We start from the raw sequence: 26,720 nt of genomic DNA, 5'->3' as shown, positions 1-26,720 counted from the left end.
AGGTGTCCGGGCCCCAAGTGTGCTCGCGCGGCTCGGCCGCGCGGGGTGCTCCTACTGGTTCGCGTTCTCACCGCGGTAGTACTCGTACACCCAGCCCCACAGGCCGATCACGATGATCGGGGCCGAGAAGTACATGAGCCACCAGCCGAAGATGACGCCCATGAAGGCGAGCGCGCCACCGACGGCCAGCGAGAGCGGCTGCCAGCTGTGCGGGGAGAAGAACCCCAGCTCGCCCGCCTCGTCGGCGACGTCGGCCTCCAGGTTGTCCTGGGCCATCTCGTCCACGCGCTTGGCCGTGAAGGCCAGGTAGTAGCCGATCATGACGCTCAGGCCGAAGGCCAGGAAGAGCGCGGTGGTGCCGACGGGCTCCTTCGACCACACGCCATACACGATGGCCATGATCAGGATGAAGAAGGAGAGCCAGAGGAACATCTTGCCCTGGATCTTCACTTGCCGGCCTCCTTGCCACCGGTGACGGCCTGGGCCGCGACGCTGTGGTCCTCGAGGTGGTCGAGGGCCGCGATCTCCGGGTGGTGCAGGTCGAAGGCCGGGGACTCGGAGCGGATCCGCGGCAGGGTGAGGAAGTTGTGCCGCGGCGGCGGGCAGGAGGTCGCCCACTCGAGCGAACGGCCGTAACCCCACGGGTCGTCGACCTCGACCTTCTTGCCGTACTTGGCCGTCTTCCAGACGTTGTACATGAACGGAAGCATGGACAGGCCGAGCAGGAAGGAGCTGATCGTTGAGATCGTGTTCAGCGTGGTGAAGCCGTCGGCCGCGAGGTAGTCCGCGTAGCGACGCGGCATGCCCTCGGCGCCCAGCCAGTGCTGCACCAGGAACGTGCCGTGGAAGCCGATGAACAGCGTCCAGAAGGTGATCTTGCCGAGGCGCTCGTCCAGCATCTTGCCCGTGAACTTCGGCCACCAGAAGTGGAAGCCGGCGAACATCGCGAAGACCACGGTGCCGAAGACGACGTAGTGGAAGTGCGCGACGACGAAGTACGAGTCGGAGACGTGGAAGTCCATCGGGGGCGAGGCCAGGATGACGCCGGTCAGACCACCGAAGGTGAAGGTGACCAGGAAGCCGATCGTCCAGAGCATCGGGGTCTCGAAGGACAGCGAGCCCTTCCACATGGTGCCGATCCAGTTGAAGAACTTCACACCGGTCGGTACCGCGATCAGGAAGGTCATGAAGGAGAAGAACGGCAGCAGTACACCGCCGGTGACGTACATGTGGTGGGCCCACACGGTCACCGAGAGGCCGGCGATCGCGATCGTCGCGGCGATCAGACCGATGTAACCGAACATCGGCTTGCGCGAGAAGACCGGAATGATCTCGGAAACGATTCCGAAGAATGGCAACGCGATGATGTACACCTCTGGGTGTCCGAAGAACCAGAAGAGGTGTTGCCATAGCAATGCGCCGCCGTTCGCGGCATCGAACACATGCGAACCGAACTTGCGGTCGGCCTCCAGCGCGAACAGCGCGGCGGCCAGCACCGGGAAGGCGAGCAGGACCAGGACACCGGTCAGCAGCACGTTCCAGGTGAAGATCGGCATGCGGAACATCGTCATGCCGGGTGCGCGCATGCAGATGATCGTGGTGATGAAGTTGACCGAACCGAGGATCGTACCGAAGCCCGAGAAGGCCAGACCCATGATCCACATGTCGGCGCCGATGCCCGGCGAGCGGACCGCGTCCGACAGCGGGGAGTAGGCGAACCAGCCGAAGTCGGCGGCGCCGTTCGGCGTCACGAAGCCGGCCACCGCGATGGTCGAGCCGAAGAGGTACAGCCAGTACGCGAACATGTTCAGCCGCGGGAACGCCACGTCGGGCGCGCCGATCTGCAGCGGCATGATCCAGTTCGCGAAGCCCGCGAACAGCGGGGTGGCGAACATCAGCAGCATGATCGTGCCATGCATGGTGAAGGCCTGGTTGAACTGCTCGTTCGACATGATCTGCGTGCCCGGACGAGCCAGCTCGGCGCGCATGAAGAGCGCCAGCAGGCCGCCGATGATGAAGAACACGAACGACGTGAGCAGGTACATCGTGCCGATGGTCTTGTGGTCGGTGGTGGTGAGCCACTTCACGACCACGTTGCCCGGCTGCTTGCGCCGTACCGGCAGCTCGTTCTCGTACGAGTCAGCTGCGGCGGCACCCTGGGATTCGTTGAGGATGCTCACAGTTTGTTCACTTCCGCATTCCGGGCCGGGTCGGTCTGCTGGATGCCGGCGGGCAGGAAGCCGGTCTGGCCCTTCTCAGCCAGCTCCTTCAGGTACTCCTGGTACTTCTCCGGCGAGACCACCTTGACGTTGAAGAGCATCCGGGAGTGGTCGACGCCGCAGAGCTCGGCGCACTTGCCCATGAAGGTGCCCTCTTGGCTCGGGGTGACCTCGAAGACGTTGGTGTGGCCCGGGATGACGTCCTGCTTGAACAGGAAGGGGACCACCCAGAAGGAGTGGATGACGTCGTTGGACGACAGGATGAAGCGGACCTTCTCACCCTTGGGCAGGACCAGGGTCGGCCCCGGGTTGCCCGTCTGCGGGTTCTTGTCGCCCGGGACGCCCTTCTCGTAGACGCCCTCGGCGCCCGCCGGGAAGGCCTCCGTGAAGCGGTCCGGGATCGAGGCGAGCTCCTTGGGAACCTCGCCCGCCTTCGGGGTCGCGCCGTCGCCGTCGACGTTCTCGATGTAGTTGAAGCCCCAGCTCCACTGGAAGCCGATCACGTTGATCGTGTGCGCCGGCTTGGAGAGGGCGAGCAGCTTCGACTCGTCACGCGCGGTGAAGTAGAAGAGCACCGAGACGATGATGAGCGGGACCACGGTGTACAGCGCCTCGATGGGCATGTTGTACCGGGTCTGCGGGGGGACCTCCACCTTCGTCCGGCTGCGCCGGTGGAAGATGACGCTCCAGATGATCAGGCCCCAGACCAGGATGCCCGTGACGAGCGCGGCCGCCCAGGATCCCTGCCACAGGGAGAGGATGCGCGGCGCCTCCTCGGTTACCGGAGTCGGCATTCCGAGGCGGGGGAAGTCTTTCCATGTATACGAGCAACCAGTGGCGGTCGCCAGGACCACGCCCGCAGTCAGCGCCTGCAGCAGCTTCCGCCGCATCGGGCGCCGCGGCGAGCGGTCGGAGCCGTAGGGACTCACGTAGCGCCTTCCCGAGAGTCTCGGCCCGCGCGGCCGGCCGCGGCCGTGTTCGGGTCGGTCGCCGGCCCTGACGCAGGCAGGGGTTTGGATGTTTATGCGGACCAAACCCTACTGGACGCTATTTGGGGTCGCGCGGGGAGGGTGCCCAACGCGCCGCTACAGCCCCCGAAGGGATGGATCCGCCGTCCGGGGGACGGTGCGAATGGCCCTGAATGGCGGGCTCCGGGGCACAACTGACGCCCCCTGACCTCGGACGCTCCCGGACCCGCCACCTTGCCTTACGGTGGCCGGATGCCGTACTTCGACAGCGCGTCCGCCGCCCCCCTGCACCCCGTGGCCCGGCAGGCGTTGCAGGCCTCCCTGGACGAGGGCTGGGCCGATCCGGCCAGGCTGTACCGGGAGGGCAGGCGCGCCCGGCTGTTGCTGGACGCGGCGCGGGAGGCCGCGGCGGAGGCGGTGGGATGCCGCGCCGACGAGCTCGTGTTCACTCCTTCGGGGACGCACGCGGTTCACACGGGAGTGGCGGGGGCCCTCGCTGGGCGCCGGCGCGTCGGGGGCCACCTGGTCATGTCGGCGGTCGAACACAGTTCTGTACTGCACGCGGCGGCGACGCACGAGGCGCACGGCGGGACGGTGACCGAGGTCCCGGTGGACCGCTACGGCGCGGTGACCGCGGCCGGGTACGCGGACGCGCTCCTCCCGACGACCGCCCTCGCCTGCCTCCAGTCGGCCAATCACGAGGTGGGCACGGTCCAGCCGGTGGCGGAGGTGGCCGAGGTCTGCGCGGCGGCCGGCGTGCCGCTGCTCGTGGACGCGGCGCAGTCGCTGGGCTGGGGCCCGGTGGAGGGCGCCTGGTCGGTCCTGGCGGCGAGCGCCCACAAGTGGGGCGGGCCGCCCGGGGTCGGCCTGCTGGCGGTCCGCAAGGGGGTCCGGTTCGCCCCCCAACACCCTTCCGACGAGCGGGAGTCCGGGCGCTCCCCCGGTTTCGCGAACCTCCCCGCGATCGTGGCGGCTGCGGCGTCGCTGCGGGCCGTACGGGCCGAGGCCGAGGCGGAGGCGGCCCGGCTGCGGATCCTGGTGGACCGGATCCGGCGGCGGGTGGTGCGGCTGGTCCCCGACGTGGAGGTGGTCGGCGACGCGGAGCGGAGGCTGCCGCACCTGGTCACCTTCTCCTGCCTGTACGTCGACGGGGAGACCCTGCTGCACGAGCTGGACCGGGCGGGCTTCTCGGTCTCCTCGGGCTCCTCGTGCACGAGCTCCACGCTGACCCCCAGTCACGTACTGCGGGCGATGGGCGTGCTGTCGGAGGGGAACGTACGGGTGTCCCTGCCGCCGGGGACCACGGCAGAGGAGGTCAACGCGTTCCTGGAGGTGCTGCCGGGTGCGGTGGCGGGCGTACGGGAGCGGCTCGGCGTCTCGCACCCCCCGGCGGTGCAGCCGGTGGCGGACACCCTGGAGCTCGACGCGCTCGGCCTGCGGTGCCCGCAGCCGGTGATCGAACTGGCCCGGGCCATTTTCCGGGTACCGGTGGGCGGCACGGTCACGGTCGTCTCCGACGACGAGGTGGCCCGGCTGGACATCCCGGCGTGGTGCGCGATGCGGGGGCAGGAGTACGTGGGCGAAACCCCCCGCGCGGCCGGCTCCGCCTACACGGTCCGCCGCCTGGTGTAACCCGGGCTCCGCCCGGACCCGCGCCCCGTTGCTTCAGCCTCCCGGTCGCCGGCAAATCCAGCCCCTCCGGCGTTTGAGGAGCGGGGTCTGGGGCGGAGCCCCAGGAAACCCGGCTCCGCCGGGCACCGGGCTCCGCCCGGACCCTCCCCCAGACTTCGTCCGGGGGGACCCCCACTCAAACGCCGGAGGGGCTGGATGAGGCGGCGGAGCCCAGGCGGCGGCGCCGGCCGGACGGGTCAGGACAGGTGACGGGTCAGGCCAGGTGGGCGCGGACTTCGGCGGCGGCTTCGTCGCCGTATGCCTTCGTGAAGCGCTCCATGAAGTGGGCCCGGGCCAGGGTGTACTCCTGGGTGCCGAGGGTCTCGATGACCAGCGTCGCGAGCATGCAGCCCAGCTGCGCCGCCCGCTCCAGGCCCACACCCCACGCCAGCCCCGTCAGGAACCCGGCGCGGAACGCGTCGCCGACACCCGTCGGGTCGACCTTCGCGGTCTCCTCCGGGCAGCCGACCACGATCGGGGCCTCGCCGACCCGCTCGATCTTGACGCCGTTGGAGCCGAGCGTGGTCACGCGCGTGCCGACCTTCGCGAGGATCTCCGCGTCCGTCCAGCCCGACTTCGACTCGATGAGGCCCTTCTCGTACTCGTTCGAGAAGAGGAAGGTCGCGCCCTCCATGAGGGTGCGGATGTTGTCGCCGTCCATCCGGGCGATCTGCTGCGAGAAGTCGGCGGCGAAGGGGATCCCCCGCGTCCGGCACTCCTCCGTGTGGCGCAGCATCGCCTCGGGGTCGTCCGCGCCGATGAGGACCAGGTCCAGTCCGCCGACCCGGTCGGCCACGGACTTCAGCTCGATCAGGCGGGCCTCGCTCATCGCGCCCGTGTAGAAGGAGCCGATCTGGTTGTGGTCGGAGTCCGTGGTGCACACGAAGCGCGCGGTGTGCAGCACCTCGGAGATGCGGACGGACTCGGTGTCGACGCCGTGCCGGTCCAGCCAGGCGCGGTACTCGTCGAAGTCGGAACCGGCGGCTCCGACCAGGATCGGGCGGCTGCCGAGCTGCCCCATGCCGAAGCAGATGTTCGGGCCGACACCGCCCCGTCGCACGTCGAGGTTGTCGACGAGGAAGGAGAGGGAGACCGTGTGCAGCTGGTCGGCGACCAGCTGGTCGGCGAAACGGCCGGGGAAGGTCATGAGGTGGTCGGTGGCGATGGAGCCGGTGACTGCAATGCGCACGGCGTGGACGCTCCTGCTGAGGACGGCGGGGACAGTCAAAACTACCCGGTAAGCGACCCCAGGCCGAACCCCAGAAACTACCCCTTAGTAGCTCTTTCTTCGCGAGAGCACCGATGCCTACGGTGCCTTCATGACCTATACCGATGGTTTCGGCTACGGCGAGTACACCGCGGACAAGCGCGGCACGGAAGCCCCCCGGCAGCCCGGCCTCACCCGGCTGCTCGGCGACTGCGCCCGGATGGCCCCGCACTGGGCGGTCCCGGCGGACCCCCGGCCGGCCCGGGTGGCGCCCTCGCAGATCCACGGGATCAGCGTCCCGCCGGCCTCGGCGCGGCTGATCGCCTCCACCGCCGCGTACGGGGACCAGTAGGGGGACGGGAACCGGTTTCGCCCCTGCTCCGTCACACCCGCATCAGACACTGCGGGACCGGAGAAGGAGCGTTGCGGTGACCAGCGAACAACCCGACACATCACGCGGCACACGACGGCGGCCCGCCTGGGCCGTCGGTTCGATCGCGGCCGCCGTCCTGCTCGCGGGCGGCGGCACCGCGTACTGGGCGTCCACCGCCCACGGCGACGGCGGGCCGGGCCACCGTACGGGTGACAGCGCGGCCTCCGCGCGCCGCGACGCGGGGGATCCCCCGGGTCCGGGCATCGCGCCCGGTGAGCCCGATCCGTCCGGCGAGGGCGTGGTCTACCGGGCCGACGTGCGGCTCCCGGAGGGCCCGGCCTCCGCGCCGGCCTTCGCCGCCTCGGGCGAGGTCGCCTCGGCGGAGGTGGCCCGGCTCGCCGCGGCCCTCGGCATCCCGGGCGAGCCGCGGCTCGCCGGGGACGTCTGGCTGGCCGGGGAGGCCGCCGACGGCTCCGGCCCCCGGCTCACGGTCAGCCGTACGGCCCCGGGGACCTGGAACTTCGCCCGCTTCCAGGCGCCGACCAACGGCACCGGGGACGACTGCGCCCGCGGCAAGGACACCTGCGGTCCCGCGACCGTCCCGCGGGACGGCGACGGAGCGGTCTCGGGGGCGGGCAAGCCCGAGTCGACGGCCAAGCCGGTGTCCGAGGAGGCCGCCAAGGCCGCCGCGGCCCCCGTACTGGCCGCCGCGGGCCAGGAAGGGGCGAAGCTCGATGCCCGGCTCACCCAGGGTTCGGTGCGGGTGGTGAGCGCCGATCCGGTGGTCGGCGGGCTGCCCACGCAGGGCTGGTCCACGAAGGTGAGCGTGGCCGGCGACGGCGCGGTCGTGGGCGGCAGCGGCGAGCTGAAGGCGCCCGTGCGGGCGGCCGAGCAGCCGGTGGTCGGGGCCGTGGAGGCGCTGGCACAGCTGAACGCGAAGTCGGGCGGCCGGGGGGGCGGCGCCCCCGACCCCAGCGGCTGCGCCAGCGCGGTCCCGCTGGCGCCGGACGCCCCGGTGGGGGCCACCGACACGGTGCCGTGCAACCCGGAGCCGCGGCCGATGAAGCCGCCGCGGACGGAGACGGTGCAGGGCGCGGTGCTCGGGCTGGCCCCGGGCACGGTGAACGGCGCGCGGGGCCTGGTCCCGGCCTGGCTCTTCGAGGTGGCGGGCCGCGGCGGCGCTCCCGCCCACACGGTGGCCCAGCCGGCCGGCGCCGAACAGGGCACCCCCGCCCCGAAGGACGGTCGTACCGTGCCCGGGGTCTCGTACGCGCAGGCCGATCAGAAGCTCACCGTGCACTTCTGGGGCAGTGTGTGCAGCACCTACGCCCTGGAGGCGCGGGAGTCGGCCGAGTCGGTCCTGGTGAAGATCACGGACACCCCGAACAAGCCGGGTCAGGCCTGCATCATGCTCGCGCAGGAGATGTCCCTGACGACCACGCTGCGACAGCCGCTGGGTGACCGGAAGGTGCTCGACGCGACCACGGGCAAGCCGCTCCCCCGGCAATAGCCCGCAGCCCCTCAGGCATACGGCGAGGGCCCGCCTCCGGTCGGTGTGACCGGAGGCGGGCCCTCGTCGTACGTGCGCAGTGTCCAGGCTTAGCTGAACGAGTCGCCGCAGGCGCAGGAGCCCGTGGCGTTCGGGTTGTCGATCGTGAAGCCCTGCTTCTCGATGGTGTCGACGAAGTCGATGGACGCGCCGTGGAGGTACGGGGAGCTCATCCGGTCCGTGACGACCTTCACACCGTCGAAGTCCTTCACGACGTCGCCGTCGAGGGAACGCTCGTCGAAGAAGAGCTGGTAGCGCAGGCCGGAGCAGCCACCGGGCTGGACGGCGACGCGGAGCGCCAGGTCATCGCGGCCTTCCTGCTCCAGCAGGGTCCTGACCTTTTCGGCGGCGGCGTCGGACAGGAGGATGCCGTCGCTCACGGTGGTCTTGTCGTCCTGTACGGACATCTGCATTCACTCCCGAAGTGGGCGGCTCCCCGCCGGAGACGGGGAAACGTCGGACTCTTGCCGTCGGTGGCAACGAGCGGGACCGCGGATTCATTCCGGGACCCGACGCTTGTTTCAGATATTCCATGCTCGCACACCGCGCGCGGGGGCGGGCCCGATGGATCGAGGGCTGATGCGTCACATTGACACTATCGGCATCGTCAAACTGACGTGAAGCGGTTATGATAGATAACGTCAAGTAGACGAGAAGTCGAATCGATGATCCAGAAGTCCCTTGTCTCGCAGAACAGAAAGGGTGCGTGTCGTGACCACCGCCCAGCCGTTGGACGTCCAGCCGACGCCCCTTGCCCTGCTGCTGCTCGGCCGTGAGGCCGACCCCAAGAGCGAGCGCGGGGTGGAGTGCCCCGGCGACCTGCCCTCGCCCTCGGACCCGAACCTCGTGGAGCGTGCCCGCGCGGCCAAGGAGAAGCTCGGGGACAAGGTCTTCATCCTCGGCCACCACTACCAGCGCGACGAGGTCATCGAGTTCGCGGACGTCACCGGCGACTCGTTCAAGCTGGCCAAGGACGCGGCCGCCAAGCCGGAGGCCGAGTACATCGTCTTCTGCGGCGTGCACTTCATGGCCGAGTCCGCGGACATCCTGACCTCGGACGACCAGAAGGTGGTCCTGCCGGACCTGGCCGCCGGCTGCTCGATGGCCGACATGGCCACCGCCGAGCAGGTCGCGGAGTGCTGGGACGTGCTGACCGAGGCCGGCATAGCCGGTACGACGGTTCCCGTCTCGTACATGAACTCCTCCGCCGACATCAAGGCCTTCACCGGCAAGCACGGCGGCACGATCTGCACCTCGTCCAACGCGAAGAAGGCCCTGGAATGGGCCTTCGAGCAGGGCGAGAAGGTCCTCTTCCTCCCGGACCAGCACCTGGGCCGCAACACCGCCGTCCGCGACATGGGCATGTCCCTGGACGACTGCGTGCTCTACAACCCGCACAAGCCGAACGGCGGCCTGACCGCCGAGCAGCTGCGGAACGCCAAGATGATCCTGTGGCGCGGGCACTGCTCGGTCCACGGCCGGTTCTCGGTCGACTCGGTCAACGACGTCCGCGCCCGGATCCCCGGCGTGAACGTCCTGGTCCACCCCGAGTGCAAGCACGAGGTCGTGGCGGCCGCGGACTACGTCGGCTCGACGGAGTACATCATCAAGGCGCTGGAGGCGGCCCCGGCCGGCTCCAAGTGGGCCATCGGCACCGAGCTGAACCTCGTCCGCCGCCTGGCGAATCGATTTGCCGCGGAGGACAAGGAGGTCGTCTTCCTCGACAAGACGGTCTGCTTCTGCTCGACGATGAACCGCATCGACCTCCCGCACCTGGTGTGGACCCTGGAGTCCCTGGCCGAGGGCACCCTCGTCAACCAGATCAAGGTCGACAAGGAGACGGAGAGCTTCGCGAAGCTCGCGCTGGAGCGGATGCTCGCCCTCCCGTAGCCGCAGCACCGATCACTGGAAGGGGCACTCCGTCGGGGTGCCCCTTCCGTCTAAGGGGCGGCCAGGTCGATCGCCGATACGGTGCCGTCGCCGCTGTTGGCGACGTAGACGCGGTTGCTGTGGGACTCGAAGGCCAGACCTGCCGGTTGGGATCCGACTGCGATCCTGGCGGTGACGCTGTCGGTCCCGGCATCGATCAATCTCACGAGGCCGTCGGGGTGGGTGACGTAGACGTCACCTCGGGAGTCAACCGCCACGCATTCGGGTCCTGCACCGACGTCGATGTCGGCGATGCCACCGGCGGCGGTGCCACCGGCGGCGATGTCGATCGCAGACACCGTCTTGAAGCCGGAGTTGGCGACATAGACACGATGCCTCTGGGGATCGACCGCGATACCGGCGGGCTGTTGGCGGACCGGGATGGTCGTGATGACCTCCTTCGTCGCGGGATCGATCACCGACACCCTGTTGAAGTCGGGCTGCGTGACGTAGACGCGGTGACTTGCCGGATCGACTGCCACACCAAGGGGACCTGGGACATCGATGAAGTCGGGGACGACGAAGGACGGGTCGCCGCTGATGCTGATGATCGCCACCCTGTCGCTCAGGCGGTTGGTCACGTAGGCCCGGCCCATGAGATGGTCGACCGCCACCCGCACCGCGTTGAACGGCGGGCCGAGAGGGCCTCCCATGTTGACGGTGGCGATGACGGCGTTGAATCTGTCGATCACTGACATGGTGTTGTTTCCGCCGTTGGCGACACAGACGCCGAATTGTGGATCGGCTGCCACGCTCTCCGGCCGGAGTCCGACCTGGATGGTGGCGCTCACGGCGTTGGTCGAGGAATCGATCACCGAAACGTGATGGGCACCGCTACTGGTGACGAAGACGTGGTTGTGGACATCCACCGCCACACCGATCGGCTTCGGCCCCACCGGGATGGTTGCTACGACACGCGGCAGTTCAGTGTTGGACATGGTCATCGCCATCTGGCCTTCACGATCGGGCGACCGCGGGAGACGTGTGCGGCCCATCGGGCCACAGGGGCGGGGCCGCCGGGGCGGGCTCATTCCGGGATGCAGAACCACGGGAAACCAAGCTAAACACGCCTATATCCAGTGGATACCCGTGCCAGGCTCACCGCAATTCGGCTCGATCTGATGGGGAAAACCTGTGAAGCGGACGGAGGTTTGATGCCTGAGGAACTGCCGAGCACGGCTCCCCTGGTGTGGGAGGAGGGCGAAGGGGCGCCCCGCCGTTGCGGAGCGCCCCTTCACCGTGCTTGCCGCAGGTCGGGTCAGACCGTGGCCGGGGTTTCGTCTTCCTGGACGGACGACGGCGCCGGGACCACCTTCAGGCGGGCCTCGCGCTTCGCCGAGCGCTTGGCGCGGCGGCGCTCCTTGCGGAGTTCCACCATCGTGTAGAGGGTCGGCACCAGGAGCAGCGTCAGCAGGGTCGAGCTGACCAGGCCGCCGATCACCACGACCGCGAGCGGCTGCGAGATGAAGCCGCCCTCGCCGGTGACGCCCAGCGCCATCGGGAGCAGCGCGAAGATCGTCGCCAGGGCCGTCATCAGAATCGGGCGCAGGCGGTGCCGGCCACCCTCGACGACCGCTTCGACGACCCCCAGGCCCTGGGCGCGGTACTGGTTGACCAGGTCGATCAGGACGATCGCGTTGGTCACCACGATGCCGATGAGCATCAGCATGCCGATCATCGCCGGGACGCCCATCGGGGTGCCGGTGACGAGGAGCAGGCCGAGTGCGCCGGTCGCCGCGAACGGGATGGAGACCAGCAGGATCAGCGGCTGGACCAGCGAGCGGAAGGTCGCGACCAGCAGCATGAACACGATCGCGATGGCCGCGAGCATGGCCAGGGCGAGCGAGCCGAAGGCCTCGTCCTGGTCCTCGGAGACGCCGCCGATGGAGGCGGTGGCGCCCTCGGGGAGGTCCAGGGCCTTGAGCTTCGTCTGGAGCTCGGCGCTGACCGCGCCCGTGTTGTCGCCCTGCGGCCTCGCGGTGATGGTCGCGGCGCGGGCGCCGTCGATCCGGGTCATCGCGACCGGGCCGGCGACCTCCTTGACCTCGGCGATGTCACCGAGCTTGAGGGGGCCGACGGGGAGCGCCTGCAGTTCGGCCAGGGTGGTGGCCGGCTGCGCGGACTTGATGACGATGTCCCGCTCGGTGTCGTCCAGTACGGCCTTGCCCGCCGGGTTGCCCCGTACGGCCTGCCCGACGAGTGCGCCGAGGGCGGCCTGGTTCAGGCCCGCCTCCGCCGCCTTGGGGGTGGCGGTCACGGAGATCCGGGGCACGGACTGGGACAGGTCGCTCTGCACGTCGGTGACGTTGTCCAGCTTCGCCACCTCGGCGCGGACCTGCTCGGCGGCCTTGGCGAGGACCTCGCCGTCGCCGGCCTTGACGACCACGCTGAGGTTCTGGCTGCCGAAGGCGTCGCCCGCCGAGATGCGGGTGTCGCCGATGCCGTCGAGCGCGGCGATCTTCTCCTCGATCTGCTTCTTCACGGCCTCCCCGTCGCCCGCGTCCTTCAGCGAGACCTGGTACGAGGCCTGGTTGGAGCCCGTACCGCCGCCGAAGGCCGCGAGGAAGCCGGAGGAGCCGACGGTGACCTGGTAGCTCTTGACGCCCTCGACCGAGGCGAGCACCTTCTCGATCTTGCGGCTCGCCTCGTCGGAGGCGGCCAGCGAGGTGCCGGGGGCGAGCTCCTGCTTGACCGTCAGGACGTCCTGCTCGCCCTGGTCGAAGAAGTTGGTCTTCAGCATCGGGGTCATCCCGAAGGTGCCGAGGAGGACGACCACGGCGATGGCCACACTGGTCAGGCGGCGCCGGGTGGCGAAGCCGAGGACCCGTACGTAGAACTTCTGCAGGCGGCTGCGCGCCTCCTTCTCCTCGGCCTCGCGCCGGGCCTTGGCCGCGCTCTCGGCGTCCCCTGCGGTGACGCCCTTGGGCGCGCTGAGGAACCAGTACGAGAGCACCGGCACGACCGTCAGCGAAACGAGCAGCGAGGCCAGCAGGGCCGCGGTGACGGTGAGCGAGAAGGAGCCGAAGAGCTCGCCGATCATGCCGCCGACGAGGCCGATCGGCAGGAAGACGGCGACGGTGGTGAGCGTGGAGGAGGTGACCGCGCCGGCGACCTCCTTGACCGCGGTGATGATGGCGGCCTCGCGCTCCTCGCCGTAGCCGAGGTGGCGCTTGATGTTCTCCAGGACCACGATCGAGTCGTCGACGACGCGGCCGATGGCGATGGTGAGGGCGCCGAGGGTCAGCATGTTGAGCGACAGGTCGCGGGTCCACAGCACGATGAGTGCGAGGACCACGGACAGCGGGATGGAGACCGCGGTGACCAGCGTCGAGCGCAGCGAGGCCAGGAACACCAGGATCACGATCACCGCGAAGAGCAGGCCGAGCAGGCCCTCGGTGGTGAGGCTGGAGATGGACTTGGCGACGGCCGGGCCCTGGTCGCTGACGACGGTCAGGTCGGCGCCGGCGCCGAGGGTGGAACGCAGCTCGGGGAGCTTGTCCTTGACGGCGTCGGAGATGGCGACGGCGCTGCCGTCCTTGTCCATGGTGAGGACGAGGGCGAGACTGGGCTTGCCGTTGGTCCGGGTGATGGAGTCGGCCTTGGCCGCCTCCTGCTTCACGGTGGCGACGTCGCCGAGGCGGACGGCCGGCTTGCCGGGGCCGGGGCTCAGGCGCAGCTCCTCCACCTGGGCGAGGGAGGTGTAGCCGGCGCCGACCCGGACGGTGCGGTTCTTGCCCGCTTCGTCGAAGGAGCCGGCGGGTACGGCCGCGCCGCCCGCCTGGAGGCCCTGCGCGAGCGCGGCGCCGTCGAGGCCGGCGGCCGCGAGCTTGGCCTCGTCGGGGGTGACGGTGACCTGGAGGTCCTGGACTCCGTCGACGGTGACCTGGCCGACGCCCTCGATGTCCGACAGGACGGGGACGACGGAGCGTTCCAGCTGGTCGGCGAGCGCCTGCTGGTCCTTGTCGGAGGTGACGGCGAGGATGACGGTCGGGATGTCGTCGGTGGAACCGGCCACGACCTGCGGGTCCACCTCGGCGGGCAGCCGGACGCGGGCCCGGTTGACGGCCTGCTGGACGTCGGCGACGAGCTGCTTGGTGCCGCTGTCGCCGTAGTCGAAGGTGGCCATGATGAGGGCGTTGCCCTCGCTGGCGGTGGAGGTGATGCCGGTGATGCCGTCGACGCCCTTGAGCATGGCCTCGATCGGTTCGACGACCTGCTTCTCCACCACGTCGGGCGAGGCGCCCTGGTACGGCGCGAGCACGGACACCATCGGCAGTTCGATGGACGGCAGCAGCTGCTGCTTGAGCTGCGGGATGGCTATGGCGCCGAAGAGGAGCGCGACGATCGACACGAGGCCGACCAACGCCCTTTGGGCAAGGCTGAAGCGGGACAGCCACGACATGGTTATGGGATCTCTCTGCAGTGACGAACGCGAGGGCACTCCCACCCTGTCCCATCACCCGGGTGCGTTTCGTCGCTCGCAGGTCCCGTCCTTATGTGCGGCATACCGCGTCCGTAGTACGCCGCACCACCGCCGACTACTCCCCCACTACTCCGCGCGTGGGCGGACCAGTCCCGATTCGTAGGCAATGACCACCAATTGCGCCCTGTCGCGCGCGCCGAGCTTGGCCATGGCCCGGTTCACGTGGGTCTTGACGGTGAGCGGGCTGACCTCCAGCCGGCCGGCGATCTCGTCGTTGGACAGCCCGGCGGCGACGTGTACGAGGACCTCGCGCTCCCGGACGGTCAGCGCGGCGAGCCGCTCCACGTGCATCCCGGCCGAGGCTCCGGCGGCGGCCGGGTCGGCGCCGCCCTGGGCGAGGAAGGTGGCGATGAGCCCCTTGGTGGCGGCCGGGGAGAGCAACGCCTCACCGGCGGCGGCGATGCGGATGGCGTTGAGCAGTTCCTCGGGCTCGGCGCCCTTGCCGAGGAAGCCGGAGGCGCCGGCCCGCAGGGCCGAGACCACGTACTCGTCGACCTCGAAGGTCGTCAGCATCACCACGCGCACGGCGGCGAGTTCCGGGTCCGCGCTGATCATTCGGGTGGCGGCGAGTCCGTCGGTGCCGGGCATCCGGATGTCCATGAGCACGACGTCGGCGCGGGTGCGGCGGGCCAGTTCGAAGGCCTGCGCCCCGTCGGAGGCCTCCCCGACGACCTCCATGTCGGGTTCGGAGTCGACGAGCACCTTGAAGGCGCTGCGCAGCAGTGCCTGGTCGTCGGCGAGCAGCACCCGGATGGGCGCGGCGGCGGGCAGGTCCGTCGGCGTGTCGTCCACGGGGTGAGCGTACGCGGGCCCGCCCGGGCCGGCCGCACGGGTCCCGTCGGACCGGACGCACGAGTCCCGTCGGACCGGACGGATCCGGGTCCTGCGCGCCGGCTCAGCCCAGGGCGAGGACGATCAGGGCGGTGGTCGCCGCGACCTCGGCCAGGGCCCCGAAGACATCGCCGGTGACCCCGTCGAAGCGGCGTACGCAGCGGCGGAGCAGGAGCTGCGCGGCGAGCAGGGCCAGCAGGACCGCCGCCGCGTACCGGCCGGCGGCGGGCAGGCCCAGCGGGAGGGCGGCGGCCGCGGCCGCGGCGACGGCGAGCACGGCGATCGCGGCGGCGACGGGACGCGGGACGACTCCGGCGACGGCGGCGCCGAGCCCGCCGGGGCGGGCGGCCGGGACGCCTTCGCGGCAGGCCAGGGTCATGGCGACGCGGGCCGTCACGGCGGCGACCACGGTGGCGAGGGCGCCGCGGATCCAGCTGTCGGCGTACACGTCGGACAGGGCCGCCACCTGCACCAGCATCACGACCACCAGGGCCACGACGCCGAAGGGGCCGATGTCGGACTGCTTCATGATGCGCAGGGCCTCGCCGGCCGGTTTGGCGCTGCCCAGGCCGTCCGCCGTGTCGGCGAGCCCGTCCAGGTGCAGGCCCCGGGTCAGCGCGGCCGGTACGGCGACGGTGACGGCCGCGGCGAGCAGCGGGCCCCCGCCGAGGACCAGCAGGAGCGCTCCGGGGACGGCCGCGAGCACGCCCACGACCAGCCCGGCGAGCGGGGCGCAGGCCATCCCGGTGCGGGCGGCGGGACGGTCCCAGCGGGTGATGCGGGCGGGCAGCACGGTGAGCGTGCCGAAGGCGAAGCGGAGGCCGTCGGGGAACGAGGCGCGTTCCGGGGGCGGCGTCAGGGGCGGACCATCGAACGAATCTGTCATCGGCGGGAACGCTACCCCCTCGGCGCGAGCGGTAAATTACCCATTACGTGCCAAATAGGGAGTCCGTGGGATGGGTCACTGGTGGTATCGGAACATCGTCGAACCGGGGAAGCTCCCCCTCCTGCTCGCCCTGCTCTCCTTCGTGATGTCGTTCCTGGTCACCCGTGTGATCACCCGGATGATCCGGGCCGGCCGCGGCCCCTTCAAGAACGTCACCCCGGGCGGTCTGCACATCCACCACGTCGTCCCCGGCGTGATCCTCGTGATCATCGGCGGCTTCGGCGCGGTCGGCGCCGGCCGGTACGGCTTCGGCGGGGCGCTCTCGGCCGTCATCTTCGGGCTCGGTGCGGGCTTGGTCCTGGACGAGTTCGCGCTGATCCTGCACCTCGACGACGTCTACTGGAGCGAGCAGGGCCGCAAGAGCGTGGAGATCGTGGTCGTGACGGCGGCGGTGGTGGCCCTCGTCCTGGGCGGGTTCGTGCCCTTCGGGGTGAACGACCTGACCCCCGAGGAGCGCCAGAGCCGGGGGCTGGTCGCCATGAACGCGGCCTTCAACTTCTTCCTCGCCCTGATCGCCCTGTGGAAGGGCAAGGCGCGCACCGCGCTCTTCGGCGTGATCGTGCCCTTCGTGGCGCTGGTCGGGGCGATCCGGCTGGCCCGGCCCGGGTCCCCGTACGCGAAGAGGTTCTACGCGAACCGCCCGCGCGCCCGCGCCAAGGCCGGGCTGCGCGCCTTCCACCACGACCGGCGGTGGGCGCGGCCGCGCCGCAGGTTCGAGAACTTCATCGGCGGCACCCCCGACCCCGAGCGGAACGCGGTCTCCCTGGAGAAGCCGCCGCAGTGACGACGGACGTGCGACGACGGGCCCTCCCCCGCAAGGGGAAGGGCCCGTCGTGACGTCCGGTGTCGGTGGGTCCGTCCGTCGGCGCGCCCGCCTGTCCGCGCGTCGGCCTGTCTACCTGTCCGCGCGTCCGTGCGGACTCAGCCCGGGATCAGGCCGTCGTCGCTGAGCATCTCCCTGACCTCGTCGAGGCTCGCGTCGGGGGCGGGCAGGATCAGCTCGGACGGCTCCAGCGCGTCGTCCGGGAGCGGCCGGCCCAGCCGCCGTACCTCTTCGAGCAGGGCGCCCAGCGTGCGCCGGAAGCCCTCCTCGTCACCGCTCTCCATCTCCGCGAGCAGATCGTCGTCCAGCTTGTTGAGCTCGGCGAAGTGGCTGTCGGCCAGCTCCACCTGACCTTCCCCCATGATGCGGACAATCATGACGGGCCCCGTCCTACTGCTTGTCGAACCGGTGCTGGGTCTGCGACGGCTGGGCGGTGCCCGGGGCACCGCCCTCGATGGCCTGCTGCTGCGCGGACGGGCCGCCCGCCAGCTCGGCCTTCATCCGCTGGAGCTCCAGCTCCACGTCCGTACCGCCCGACAGGCGGTCCAGCTCGGCCTGGATGTCGTCCTTGGAGCCGAGGCCGCTCTGGTCGTCGAGCGCTCCGGAGGCCAGCAGCTCGTCGATCGCGCCCGCGCGGGCCTGCAGCTGGGCGGTCTTGTCCTCGGCCCGCTGGATGGCCAGGCCGACGTCGCTCATCTCCTCGGAGATGCCGGAGAAGGACTCCGCGATCCGGGTCTGCGCCTGGGCCGCGGTGTAGGTGGCCTTGATGGTCTCCTTCTTCGTCCGGAAGGCGTCCACCTTGGCCTGGAGCCGCTGGGCGGCGAGGGTCAGCTTCTCCTCCTCGCCCTGCAGGGTCTGGTGCTGCACCTCCAGGTCGCTGACCTGCTGCTGGAGCGAGGCGCGGCGGGAGAGGGCCTCGCGGGCCAGGTCCTCGCGGCCGAGGGCGAGGGCCTTGCGGCCCTGGTCCTCCAGCTTGGCGGACTGCCCCTGGAGCTGGTTGAGCTGCAGCTCCAGGCGCTTGCGGGAGGTCGCCACGTCGGCGACTCCGCGGCGCACCTTCTGCAGCAGCTCCAGCTGCTTCTGGTACGAGTAGTCGAGGGTTTCGCGCGGGTCCTCGGCCCGGTCAAGGGCCTTGTTCGCCTTCGCGCGGAAGATCATCCCCATACGCTTCATGACACCGCTCATGGGCTTCGCGCGCCCCCTTCTAGACGGACTGTGCTCCAGGTCACCGACAGAACCCACAGTACGGGCCCTGTCTCCATTACCGCACTGTTCGAGTACGGATGCGCTCCTCCTCCAGGACGACTACAGCCACGCCGTATCAGGCGTAAGGAGTAGGTGATCCCAGGAGAGGCGGACACCGCACACACCGTGCAATGGGAAGACGCCCGCCGTTGCCGGATCGTTCCCCACCGGGGTGGGGCGCGTGCCCACAACCACGTAGGCTTGGGTTTTGTGTTTGGTAGCCGCTCCTCCAAGGAAGAGAAGGCCGCCGCCACCGACAAGGTGAGCGCCGACCTCTCGCAGCCCCGTGATCCGCAGGCCCCGAAGGGCCGCCCTACGCCGAAGCGTGCTGTGGCCCAGTCGCAGCGCAAGTCCGTAGTGGCCTCGACCGGCAACCGCAAGGAGGATGCCAAGCGAGCCCGTGAGCGCCGCCGGTCCGAGATGGCCAAGCAGCGCGAGGCGCTGGCCAGCGGCGACGAGCGTTACCTGCCCACCCGGGACAAGGGTCCCGTCCGCAGGTACGTCCGCGACTTCGTGGACTCCCGCTTCTCCGTCGCCGAGATGTTCCTGCCCCTGGCCGTGGTCATCCTGGTGCTCAGCATGATCCGGCAGCCGACGATCCAGAACGTCGCGCTGATGCTGTGGCTCGGCGTGATCGTGCTGATCATCCTCGACTCCATCGGCCTGGTGTTCCGCCTGCGCAAGGCGCTGAACGAGCGCTTCCCGAACGAGCCGCGCCGCGGCGCGGTCGCGTACGGCCTCATGCGCACCCTCCAGATGCGCCGGCTGCGCCTGCCGAAGCCGCAGGTCAAGCGCGGGGAACGGCCCTGAGCGGATTCTCCGAGGGCGCGCGGATCTGGCTCGAGGGCCTGGGCGGACTGCGTAACGCCGTCCGGCAGGAACTGGTGGGCCGGCAGGTCGACGAGCAGATCGCGCAGCGCTTCCCGGTCGGGCAGCGGCTGCGCGTCCTCGACGTGGGCATGGGCCAGGGCACGCAGGCACTGCGGCTGGCCCGGGCCGGGCACAAGGTGACGGGCCTGGAGCAGGACCCCGGCATGCTGGCCGTCGCCCGTGAGGCGCTGGCCGAGGAGCCCGCCGGGATCCGCGACCGGGTGCAGCTCATGGAGGGGGACGGGCGCGAGACCGGCGCCCACTTCCTGCCGGGCAGCTTCGACGTGGTGCTGTGCCACGGGGTGCTGATGTACGTGCCCGAGCCGGACGCCATGCTCGCCGGGCTGGCCCGGATGCTGGCCCCCGGCGGTCTGCTGTCCCTGCTGGTGCGCAACGGCGACGCGCTCGCCATGCGGCCCGGGCTGGACGGCGACTGGAAGGGCGCGCTGGACGCCTTCGACAGCACCGACTACACGAACCGGCTGGGCCTGGACGTGCGCGCCGACCGGCTGGCCGGGCTGACGGCCACGCTGTCCGGGATCGGCGCTCCGCTGGGCGCCTGGTACGGGGTACGCGTCTTCACCGACGGCACCGAGGCGGGCGAGGTGCTGCCGCCGGACGAGGAGCTGGAGCGGCTCCTGACCGCCGAGGACCGCGCGGGGCGGACCGACCCCTACCGCGGCGTGGCCGCGCTGCTGCACTTGTGCGGAGTCCGGGGCTGACAGCCCGCCTGCAAATCCAGCCCCTCCGGCGTTTGAGGAGCGGGGTCTGGGGCGGAGCCCCAGGAAACCCGGCTCCGCCCGGACCCTCCCCCAGACTTCGTCCGGGGGGGGACCCCCACTCAAACGCCGGCGAGGCTGGATTTGCCCGGCGGCAACCCAGCCCCGCCGACGGAGGCTACGCCTCCAACGCTGAGCGCAGGCTCATCGTGTAGAGCTCGGTCCCGCTGTCGTCGGACAGCTTCACCTGCTCGGTGCCGCCTTCCAGCAGGTCCTTCCAGTACTCACCGATCCAGGACTCCGCGTCCCCCTGCGTGGTGAACTCCTCCGGTACCACCGACGGGCTCGTCTCGGTGCCGTCGGCCGTCTCGAACCGCCACGTCCACGCCATGTCCGCCTCCGTTGCTCGCACGCATCGCACGCATCTCGCACGCTTCCTGCCCTGAGTCTGCCCGCAGAGTAACCGGGCGCGCAGCAGTCTCGGGGACGCGGGAGGATCATCCTGTGGAACTCACTCTGCTCGGCACCGGCACACCCGAGGGCCTGCCCCGTCCCGGATGCCCCTGTGCGGCCTGCGCGGTCTCCGTCGGCGGGCGGTCCCGCGCCGCCACGGCCGTGCTGGTCGATGGGGCGCTGCTGCTCGACCTGACCCCCGGTGCCGTGCTGGCCGGCGCCCGGGCCGGGCATTCGCTGGCCGGCGTACGGCAGGTCCTGCTCACTCACCCGCACGACGGACCCGCCGTGGAGCTGCCGCCCGGGCTGCCGGCCGCCGGGCGGGTCCCGGACGGGCGCGAGCTCGCGGTGATCTCCGGGCACCGGGTGCGGGCGGTGCCGATGGACGCGCCGGGCACCGGGTACGAGGTGACGGGCCCGGACGGCGGCCGGCTGCTGTACCTGCCGCCCGGCGGGGCCCCGGCCGGAACGCACGACGTGACCGGGCAGCGTCCGTACGACGTGGTGCTCGCCGATGTGCTGGGGCGGCCCGAGGCCCTCGCCCGGCTGCGGGCGAGCGGCGCCGTCGGCCCGGCCACGGACGTGATCGCCGTACACCTGGACCACGACGTGGCGCCGGGCCGGGAGCTGGAGCGCCGGTGCGCGGCCGCCGGGGCCAGGGCCGTACCGGACGGGACCACCGTGACCGTCGGGGAGTACCACCCGGCGGCGGACCTGCCGCGCCGGACCCTGGTGCTGGGCGGGGCCCGCTCGGGCAAGTCCGTGGAGGCGGAGCGCCGGCTGGAGTCCTTCCCCGAGGTGGTCTACGTGGCCACCGGCGGCACCCGCGACGGGGACGCGGAATGGGCGCAGCGGGTCGGCCTGCACCGGGAGCGCCGGCCGGGCAGCTGGCGGACGGTGGAGACCTGTGAGCTGGTTCCGCTGCTGGCCGAGGAGGGGCCGCCGCTGCTGATCGACTGTCTGGCGCTGTGGCTGACGGACGCGATGGACCGGGCCGGGGCCTGGGACGACGCCGTCTGGACCGAGAGCGGGCAGCGCAAGCTCGGCGAGCGCACCGCCGCCCTGGTGGCAGCGGTGCGCGCGACCCGGCGTCACGTGGTGCTGGTCAGCAACGAGGTCGGCTCGGGCGTGGTCCCCGCGACCTCCTCGGGCCGCCGCTTCCGTGACGAGCTGGGCCGGCTGAACGCGCGGGTCGCGGGAGAGTGCGAGCACGTGCTGCTGGTCGTCGCGGGGCAGGTGGCCGTACTCAAGGAACCGCCGGCGTGAGCCCGTGCGGCGGGGCGTGAACCGGGCCCCGGAACCGGGCCGGCGGCCGGGCCGCGAGAGGCCGTCCGGAACCTGAACTCGGGGCCTTCGCCCAAGGCCTGAGGGTGCGCCTCACCGGCTGTACTCTCTGGCAGATGAGCACGCTGAATCTCGACGACTTCTCCGATCTGATCGAGCGCCCCGACGGGGGCGTCCGGCGTGATGCCGAGGAACGCCGTGAGCGCCTCGCCGTGCCGCCCGGTGCGCTGGGCCGGCTGGACGAGCTCGCCGAGTGGCTCGCCGCCGCGCAGGGGCAGGTGCCGGTCAAGCCGATCGAGCGTCCCCGCGTGGTGCTGTTCGCCGCCGACCACGGGATCGCCTCCGCGGGCGTCTCCGCGCGGGCCGCGTCCACCGGCCACGAGCTGGTGCGGGCCGTCCTGGACGGGGCCAGCCCCGTCGCCATCCTCGCCGGCCGGCTCGGTGCCACGATACGGATCGTCGACGCCGGACTGGACTGCGATCCCGGGCTGCTCCCCGCGGAGGTGACCGGGCACCGCGTGCGGCGCGGCAGCGGCCGCATCGACGTGGAGGACGCGCTGACGGCCGAGGAGGCCGAGGCGGCGGTCCGGCTCGGGATGCGCATCGCCGACGAGGAAGCGGACTCCGGCACCGACCTGGTCGTCCTCGGGGACCTCAGCGTCGGCGGGACCACCGTCGCCGCGACGCTCGTCGCCGCCCTGTGCGGAACGGACGCCTCGGTGGTCACCGGCCGCGGCGGGCTGCCCATCGACGACCTGGCCTGGATGCGCAAGTGCGCGGCGATCCGCGACGCGCTGCGCCGGGCCCGCCCGGTGCTCGGCGACCAGGTCGCGCTGCTGGCCGCGGTGGGCGGCGCGGACGTGGCCGCCATCACCGGTTTCCTGCTCCAGTGCGCGGTGCGCCGTACGCCGGTCATCCTCGACGGCGTGGTCTCGGCGGCCTGCGGGCTGGTGGCCCAGCGGGCCGCGTTCCGGGCGCCGGACTGGTGGCTGGCCGGTCAGGCCAGCGGCGAACCCGGCCAGGCGAAGGCCTTGGACCGGATGGCACTCAACCCTGTGCTCGACCACGGCGTCACAGTGGGCGAAGGTACCGGGGCATTGCTGGCTCTCCCCCTCGTCCAGGCGGCCGCCGCACTCGCGGCGGAACTCCCTGAGCGGGCGGCGGCCGAGCCGACGGAATGAGCCACCGGGGCCCGCGGTCCTGACCAGGCCGTGGTCCCCGTACGCCCAACCACGGACAGCGGCGCCCCATATGATCGCTTTTTATGGGAGAGGTCCGTTTGACCAGCGCAGAGACCGACCGCACCGCCTCACCGGCGACCGGTCCGTCATCCGGCAGGAAAGAGACCGGCGGCAACCCCGCCGGCAAGGCAGCGGGGGGCGGCCGGGAGGCCGGACGGGAGCCGGGCCGCGAGGCCGGACGGGAGCCGGGCCGGGGGTCCGCCCGCTCGCGCCGCGGCGCCGCGTTCGCGGTCTGGTACCTGCGCGCCGTCACCTTCGTCAACTTCCTCAGCGCGGTGTGGGTTTCGCTCGGGCAGGACCTGCGGCGCCACAACGTCGAGGACTTCTACACCCCGTACATGCTCACGGCGGGCTTCGCCTCCGGGCTGTTCACGCTGCTGCTCGCCGTCACCCTCGGCCGCCGCAAGCGCGCCTCCTGGATCCTCAACCTCGTCCTCAGCGGCCTCCTGGCCCTGCTGCTCGCCTACGCGCTCTACGCGTACGAGGAGATCCGCGAGCATCCGCAGAACTGGGTCTCCCTGGCCCTGACGGCCGCCTTCACCGGCGCCCTGCTGTTGGGCCGCCGCGAGTTCTACGCCAAGGGCGACCGCTCCAACCCGGCGCTGGCCACCGCCGTCGCCGCCGTCGGCCTGCTGGTCACCTCGCTCGTCGCGGCCCTGCTCGTCGGCGCCGCCAACACCGCCCCGCACAGCTCCGAGGCCACCTTCCTGGCGCGCTGGAAGTACGGCGTGATGCGGCTGATCACCCTCGCCCCGGACGACCGGGCCTTCGAGGCGATCACCACGCCCGCCTGGGTGGACGTCGTCATCAACGTCATGTCGATGCTGCTGCTGCTCGCCGTGCTCTTCGCCGCCTTCCGCTCGCGCCGCGCCGTCGACCCGATCAGCGAGGAGGACGAGGAGCGGCTGCGGGCACTGCTGGCCCGCCAGGGCGACCGCGACTCGCTCGGCTACTTCGCGCTGCGCCGGGAGAAGTCCGTCATCTGGTCCCCCACCGGCAAGGCCGCCGTCACCTACCGCGTCGTCGGCGGGGTCTCGCTGGCCTCCGGCGACCCCATCGGCGACCCCGAGGCCTGGCCCGGCGCCATCGATCCGTGGCTGGCCGAGGCCCGCGAGCACGGCTGGGTGCCGGCCGTGATGGGGGCGAGCGAGGAGGCCGGGCAGATCTACGCCCGGCACGGCCTGGACGCGCTGGAACTCGGTGACGAAGCGATCGTCGAGACCGCCGAGTTCACCCTGGAGGGCCGCGCCATGCGGACCGTCCGGCAGGCGTTCAACCGCGTCAAGCGGGCCGGGTACACGGTCCGCATCCGCCGCCACGCCGACATCCCGGCCGAGGAGATGGCCGAACTGGTGCGCCGCGCCGACGACTGGCGCGACGGCGCGACCGAGCGCGGCTTCTCCATGGCGCTGGGCCGGCTGGGTGATCCCGCCGACGGCCAGTGCGTGATGCTGGAGTGCACCGACGGCAACGGCGATCTGCGGGCCGTGCTGTCCTTCGTACCGTGGGGACCCAAGGGTCTGTCACTGGATCTGATGCGCCGAGACCGGGACTCCGAGAACGGCCTGATGGAGTTCATGGTCATCGAACTCCTCGAACGCTCCAAGGAGATCGGGGTCACCCAGGTCTCGCTGAACTTCGCGATGTTCCGGTCCGTCTTCGAGCGCGGGTCCAAGCTCGGCGCGGGTCCGGTGCTGCGGATGTGGCGCTCGCTGCTGAGCTTCTTCTCCCGCTGGTGGCAGATCGAGTCCCTCTACCGGGCCAACGCCAAATACCGGCCGATCTGGGAACCGCGGTTCATGCTCTTCGAGAAGAGTTCGGACCTGCTGCGGATCGGTGTCGCGGCCGGACGGGCCGAAGGCTTCCTGGAGGCCCCCGGCCTTCCGAAGTGGCTGCACCGCAGACACCTGGAGACCCGCCGTTGACAGCGTGGAACACCTCCCCACTCCGGCGGTTCGCCCGTCGTGAGTGGGGGCCCCTGTTCCGGACCGTCCGGAACGCGCTCGTCCGCGACAAGTGGCGGGCGATTCCGATGACCATCGGCGCGGTCTGTCTGACCTCCGTCTTCCAGATCGTGCAGAACACCTCCTGGGGCTTCCAGCCGGTCCAGGACCTGGGGTCGGTCAAGGCCGCGGACCCGCTCTGGCTGGCTCTGCTGCGCACCCCCCTGTCGCTGTTCGTCCCGGCCCTGGACCTGCCGGTGTGGGGGGCGCTCGCGCAGATCCTGCTCGTCTTCGGGATCTCGGAGATCTGCATCGGCTGGTGGCGCACCCTGCTGATCGGCTACGTCGCCACCCTCGCCGGGACCACGTACGCGCGGATCGGGCTCGCGCTGGGCCACGACCATCCCTTCGGCCTGCCGGTGTCCGACCGGATCGTCAACGACACCGGGCCCTCGGCGGCGGTGGTGGGGCTCGCCATCTACGTCTGCTGGCGCTACCGGGCGTACCTGACCGGCACCGTCGTGATCCTGGCGATGATCGGCGAGGTGCTCGTCAAGGACAACCTGGCGGGCAAGGAGCACCTGGCGGCGATCGCGGCGGTGATGGCGGTGTGCGTGGTGCGGGCGCAGTGGCACCCGGTGCGCACCCGCGCCGCGGTGGGACAGCCACCGCCTTAGCGGGTGCCGGGCAGGCCGTACCGTATCGGGGTGACGACAGACCTCGGGCGGTTCGCCCCCACCCGGCAGTGGATGCGGGCCCATCCGCTCGCGACCGACGCCGTGCTGGCGTTCGGGGCGTTCACGGCCATGGTCGTCGGCTCCTTCGCCGATCCGCACGGGCCGCACGGGCCCACCTTCGGGACGCGCACCCCCGATCCGTTCTCGCTGCTGCTGATGCTGCTCGGCGCGGCCGCCCTGGTGTTCCGGCGCCGGCAGCCGCGCACCGTACTGGCCGTGACCTGCGGGCTCTCGCTGCTGGAGCTGACCACCGGGGAGCCGCGGGCGCCCGTCGCCATGTGCACGGTGATCGCCCTGTACACGGTGGCCGCCCGCACCGACCGGCCCACGACCTGGCGGGTCGGGCTGCTCACCATGGCCGGGCTGACGGGCGTGGCGATGCTCGCCGGGCCACTGCCCTGGTACGCGCAGGAGAACATCGGGATCTTCGCCTGGACGGGCATGGCCGCGGCCGCCGGGGACGCCGTGCGCAGCCGGCGGGCCTTCGTCGACGCCATCCGGGAGCGGGCCGAGCGGGCCGAGCGGACCCGGGACGAGGAGGCCCGGCGGCGGGTCGCCGAGGAGCGGCTGCGGATCGCCCGGGACCTCCACGACGTGGTCGCCCACCACATCGCGCTGGTCAACGTGCAGGCGGGAGTGGCCGCGCACGTCATGGACAAGCGGCCGGACCAGGCCAAGGAGGCGCTGGCCCACGTACGGGACGCCAGCCGGTCGGCGCTCAACGAACTGCGGGCCACCGTGGGGCTGCTGCGGCAGTCCGGTGATCCGGAGGCGCCGACGGAGCCCGCGCCCGGGCTGGGCGTCCTGGAGGAGCTGGTGGACACCTTCCGGCACGCCGGGCTGCCGGTGAAGGTGATCGTCCAGCTGGACGACGGGGGCGCGGGGGCGCTGCCGGCGGCGGTGGACCTGGCGGCGTACCGGGTGATCCAGGAGGCGCTGACCAACGTGCGCAAGCACGCGGGGCCCGGGGCCCGGGCCGAGGTCAGCGTGGTCCGGGTCGGGCCGTCGGTGGAGGTGACGGTGCTGGACGACGGGGGCGCGGGGGCGTCCGCTGCGGAGCCGGCCGACCCGGGTGGGGGCCACGGGCTCCTCGGCATGCGGGAGCGCGCCGGCGCCCTCGGCGGCTCCTGCTTCGCGGGCCCCCGCTTCGGCGGCGGCTACCGCGTCCACGCCATCCTCCCCACCTAACCCCCCGGGCTGCGCCCGGACCCGCCAACTCCCCTCCCCTT

At 71.3% G+C, this 26,720-nt stretch carries 24 protein-coding genes; 12 read left to right on the top strand and 12 right to left on the bottom strand.

Translation table 11 applies throughout. The features are described 5' to 3' along the window. Positions 1-51: 51 nt before the first annotated feature. Genes AB0D29_RS26015 through coxB form a run of 3 tightly spaced genes read right to left on the bottom strand, consistent with a single transcriptional unit; the run spans position 52 to position 3,148 of the window. A complete protein-coding gene (locus tag AB0D29_RS26015) occupies positions 52-450 on the bottom strand; it encodes a cytochrome c oxidase subunit 4 (protein ID WP_362857485.1) in 399 nt (132 codons plus the stop codon). Beyond that, positions 447-2,180, bottom strand: coding sequence for a cytochrome c oxidase subunit I (gene ctaD / locus AB0D29_RS26010; protein WP_351296681.1), 1,734 nt, complete (start codon positions 2,178-2,180; stop codon positions 447-449). The genes AB0D29_RS26015 and ctaD overlap by 4 nt, the downstream gene beginning before the upstream one ends. After that, positions 2,177-3,148: a cytochrome c oxidase subunit II gene (coxB, locus tag AB0D29_RS26005; protein WP_362857483.1), complete on the bottom strand. Its 972-nt coding sequence runs from the start codon at positions 3,146-3,148 to the stop codon at positions 2,177-2,179. The genes ctaD and coxB overlap by 4 nt, the downstream gene beginning before the upstream one ends. 291 nt (positions 3,149-3,439) lie before the next feature. Here coxB and AB0D29_RS26000 point away from each other — a divergent pair, with 291 nt between their 5' ends. Further along, complete coding sequence (locus AB0D29_RS26000; protein ID WP_362857482.1) at positions 3,440-4,819, top strand: aminotransferase class V-fold PLP-dependent enzyme; 1,380 nt, start codon at positions 3,440-3,442, stop codon at positions 4,817-4,819. Between the two features lie 253 nt (positions 4,820-5,072). Here the strand turns inward: AB0D29_RS26000 and AB0D29_RS25995 are convergent, their stop codons facing one another. Beyond that, entirely contained in the window at positions 5,073-6,047 is a 975-nt protein-coding gene (locus AB0D29_RS25995; protein WP_362812298.1) for a carbohydrate kinase family protein, read from the bottom strand. A 130-nt stretch (positions 6,048-6,177) separates the two neighbouring features. Between AB0D29_RS25995 and AB0D29_RS25990 the strand changes: the two genes are divergently transcribed. Both AB0D29_RS25990 and AB0D29_RS25985 read left to right on the top strand, forming a co-directional pair. Then, positions 6,178-6,417: a hypothetical protein gene (locus tag AB0D29_RS25990; protein WP_351304572.1), complete on the top strand. Its 240-nt coding sequence runs from the start codon at positions 6,178-6,180 to the stop codon at positions 6,415-6,417. A 76-nt stretch (positions 6,418-6,493) separates the two neighbouring features. After that, positions 6,494-7,948 carry a hypothetical protein gene (locus AB0D29_RS25985; protein WP_362857480.1) on the top strand — a complete coding sequence of 485 codons (1,455 nt, stop codon included), beginning with the start codon at positions 6,494-6,496 and terminating at the stop codon, positions 7,946-7,948. A gap of 89 nt (positions 7,949-8,037) precedes the next feature. Here AB0D29_RS25985 and erpA read toward each other — a convergent pair whose 3' ends face one another. After that, positions 8,038-8,394 (bottom strand): iron-sulfur cluster insertion protein ErpA, encoded by a 357-nt coding sequence (erpA, locus tag AB0D29_RS25980; RefSeq protein ID WP_030010511.1) that lies wholly within the window; start codon positions 8,392-8,394, stop codon positions 8,038-8,040. Between the two features lie 295 nt (positions 8,395-8,689). Between erpA and nadA the strand changes: the two genes are divergently transcribed. Then, the gene (gene nadA, locus AB0D29_RS25975) at positions 8,690-9,877 is read left to right on the top strand and encodes a quinolinate synthase NadA (protein WP_362857478.1); all 1,188 of its coding nucleotides are present in this window, start codon (positions 8,690-8,692) and stop codon (positions 9,875-9,877) included. Between the two features lie 50 nt (positions 9,878-9,927). On the opposite strand, the gene AB0D29_RS25970 is transcribed toward nadA, so the two are convergent. The 4 genes from AB0D29_RS25970 to AB0D29_RS25955 form a co-directional block, all read right to left on the bottom strand. Then, positions 9,928-10,866, bottom strand: coding sequence for a YncE family protein (locus tag AB0D29_RS25970; RefSeq protein WP_362857477.1), 939 nt, complete (start codon positions 10,864-10,866; stop codon positions 9,928-9,930). A gap of 308 nt (positions 10,867-11,174) precedes the next feature. After that, the gene (locus AB0D29_RS25965) at positions 11,175-14,318 is read right to left on the bottom strand and encodes an efflux RND transporter permease subunit (protein ID WP_362857475.1); all 3,144 of its coding nucleotides are present in this window, start codon (positions 14,316-14,318) and stop codon (positions 11,175-11,177) included. Between the two features lie 147 nt (positions 14,319-14,465). After that, positions 14,466-15,191, bottom strand: a complete 726-nt coding sequence (locus tag AB0D29_RS25960; RefSeq protein WP_362857473.1) for a response regulator transcription factor — start codon at positions 15,189-15,191, stop codon at positions 14,466-14,468. Between the two features lie 103 nt (positions 15,192-15,294). Next, positions 15,295-16,116 (bottom strand): adenosylcobinamide-GDP ribazoletransferase, encoded by an 822-nt coding sequence (locus AB0D29_RS25955; protein ID WP_362857471.1) that lies wholly within the window; start codon positions 16,114-16,116, stop codon positions 15,295-15,297. Between the two features lie 70 nt (positions 16,117-16,186). Here AB0D29_RS25955 and AB0D29_RS25950 point away from each other — a divergent pair, with 70 nt between their 5' ends. Then, positions 16,187-16,960: a hypothetical protein gene (locus AB0D29_RS25950; protein WP_362857469.1), complete on the top strand. Its 774-nt coding sequence runs from the start codon at positions 16,187-16,189 to the stop codon at positions 16,958-16,960. Between the two features lie 137 nt (positions 16,961-17,097). Here the strand turns inward: AB0D29_RS25950 and AB0D29_RS25945 are convergent, their stop codons facing one another. Together AB0D29_RS25945 and AB0D29_RS25940 are read right to left on the bottom strand one after the other, a co-directional pair. Continuing rightward, positions 17,098-17,376, bottom strand: a complete 279-nt coding sequence (locus AB0D29_RS25945; RefSeq protein WP_362857467.1) for a hypothetical protein — start codon at positions 17,374-17,376, stop codon at positions 17,098-17,100. A 13-nt stretch (positions 17,377-17,389) separates the two neighbouring features. Next, the gene (locus AB0D29_RS25940; protein ID WP_351830546.1) at positions 17,390-18,184 is read right to left on the bottom strand and encodes a PspA/IM30 family protein; all 795 of its coding nucleotides are present in this window, start codon (positions 18,182-18,184) and stop codon (positions 17,390-17,392) included. A 270-nt stretch (positions 18,185-18,454) separates the two neighbouring features. Between AB0D29_RS25940 and AB0D29_RS25935 the strand changes: the two genes are divergently transcribed. Both AB0D29_RS25935 and AB0D29_RS25930 read left to right on the top strand, forming a co-directional pair. Then, entirely contained in the window at positions 18,455-19,054 is a 600-nt protein-coding gene (locus AB0D29_RS25935; RefSeq protein WP_362857465.1) for a DUF3043 domain-containing protein, read from the top strand. A gap of 74 nt (positions 19,055-19,128) precedes the next feature. Then, the gene (locus AB0D29_RS25930) at positions 19,129-19,836 is read left to right on the top strand and encodes a class I SAM-dependent methyltransferase (RefSeq protein ID WP_362812271.1); all 708 of its coding nucleotides are present in this window, start codon (positions 19,129-19,131) and stop codon (positions 19,834-19,836) included. A 175-nt stretch (positions 19,837-20,011) separates the two neighbouring features. Here AB0D29_RS25930 and AB0D29_RS25925 read toward each other — a convergent pair whose 3' ends face one another. Continuing rightward, on the bottom strand, positions 20,012-20,224 hold the full coding sequence (locus AB0D29_RS25925) for a hypothetical protein (RefSeq protein WP_319721050.1): 213 nt from the start codon (positions 20,222-20,224) through the stop codon (positions 20,012-20,014). Positions 20,225-20,337: 113 nt separating this feature from the next. Between AB0D29_RS25925 and AB0D29_RS25920 the strand changes: the two genes are divergently transcribed. From AB0D29_RS25920 to AB0D29_RS25900, 5 genes are all read left to right on the top strand, one after another. After that, positions 20,338-21,552, top strand: coding sequence for a bifunctional adenosylcobinamide kinase/adenosylcobinamide-phosphate guanylyltransferase (locus tag AB0D29_RS25920; protein ID WP_362857464.1), 1,215 nt, complete (start codon positions 20,338-20,340; stop codon positions 21,550-21,552). Between the two features lie 134 nt (positions 21,553-21,686). After that, positions 21,687-22,751, top strand: a complete 1,065-nt coding sequence (gene cobT, locus AB0D29_RS25915) for a nicotinate-nucleotide--dimethylbenzimidazole phosphoribosyltransferase (RefSeq protein WP_362857462.1) — start codon at positions 21,687-21,689, stop codon at positions 22,749-22,751. An 83-nt stretch (positions 22,752-22,834) separates the two neighbouring features. Beyond that, positions 22,835-24,736, top strand: coding sequence for a phosphatidylglycerol lysyltransferase domain-containing protein (locus AB0D29_RS25910; protein WP_362857461.1), 1,902 nt, complete (start codon positions 22,835-22,837; stop codon positions 24,734-24,736). Beyond that, positions 24,733-25,431 carry a hypothetical protein gene (locus AB0D29_RS25905; protein ID WP_362857459.1) on the top strand — a complete coding sequence of 233 codons (699 nt, stop codon included), beginning with the start codon at positions 24,733-24,735 and terminating at the stop codon, positions 25,429-25,431. Before AB0D29_RS25910 ends, AB0D29_RS25905 begins: the two co-directional genes overlap by 4 nt. A gap of 72 nt (positions 25,432-25,503) precedes the next feature. After that, positions 25,504-26,679: a sensor histidine kinase gene (locus AB0D29_RS25900; RefSeq protein WP_362857571.1), complete on the top strand. Its 1,176-nt coding sequence runs from the start codon at positions 25,504-25,506 to the stop codon at positions 26,677-26,679. Positions 26,680-26,720: the final 41 nt, after the last annotated feature.

The organism is Streptomyces sp. NPDC048424, assembly GCF_040651555.1.
GTDB lineage: Bacteria > Actinomycetota > Actinomycetes > Streptomycetales > Streptomycetaceae > Streptomyces.
The sequence above is the reverse complement of the archived record's forward strand: the minus strand, read 5'-3'. Positions and strand labels throughout refer to the sequence as shown.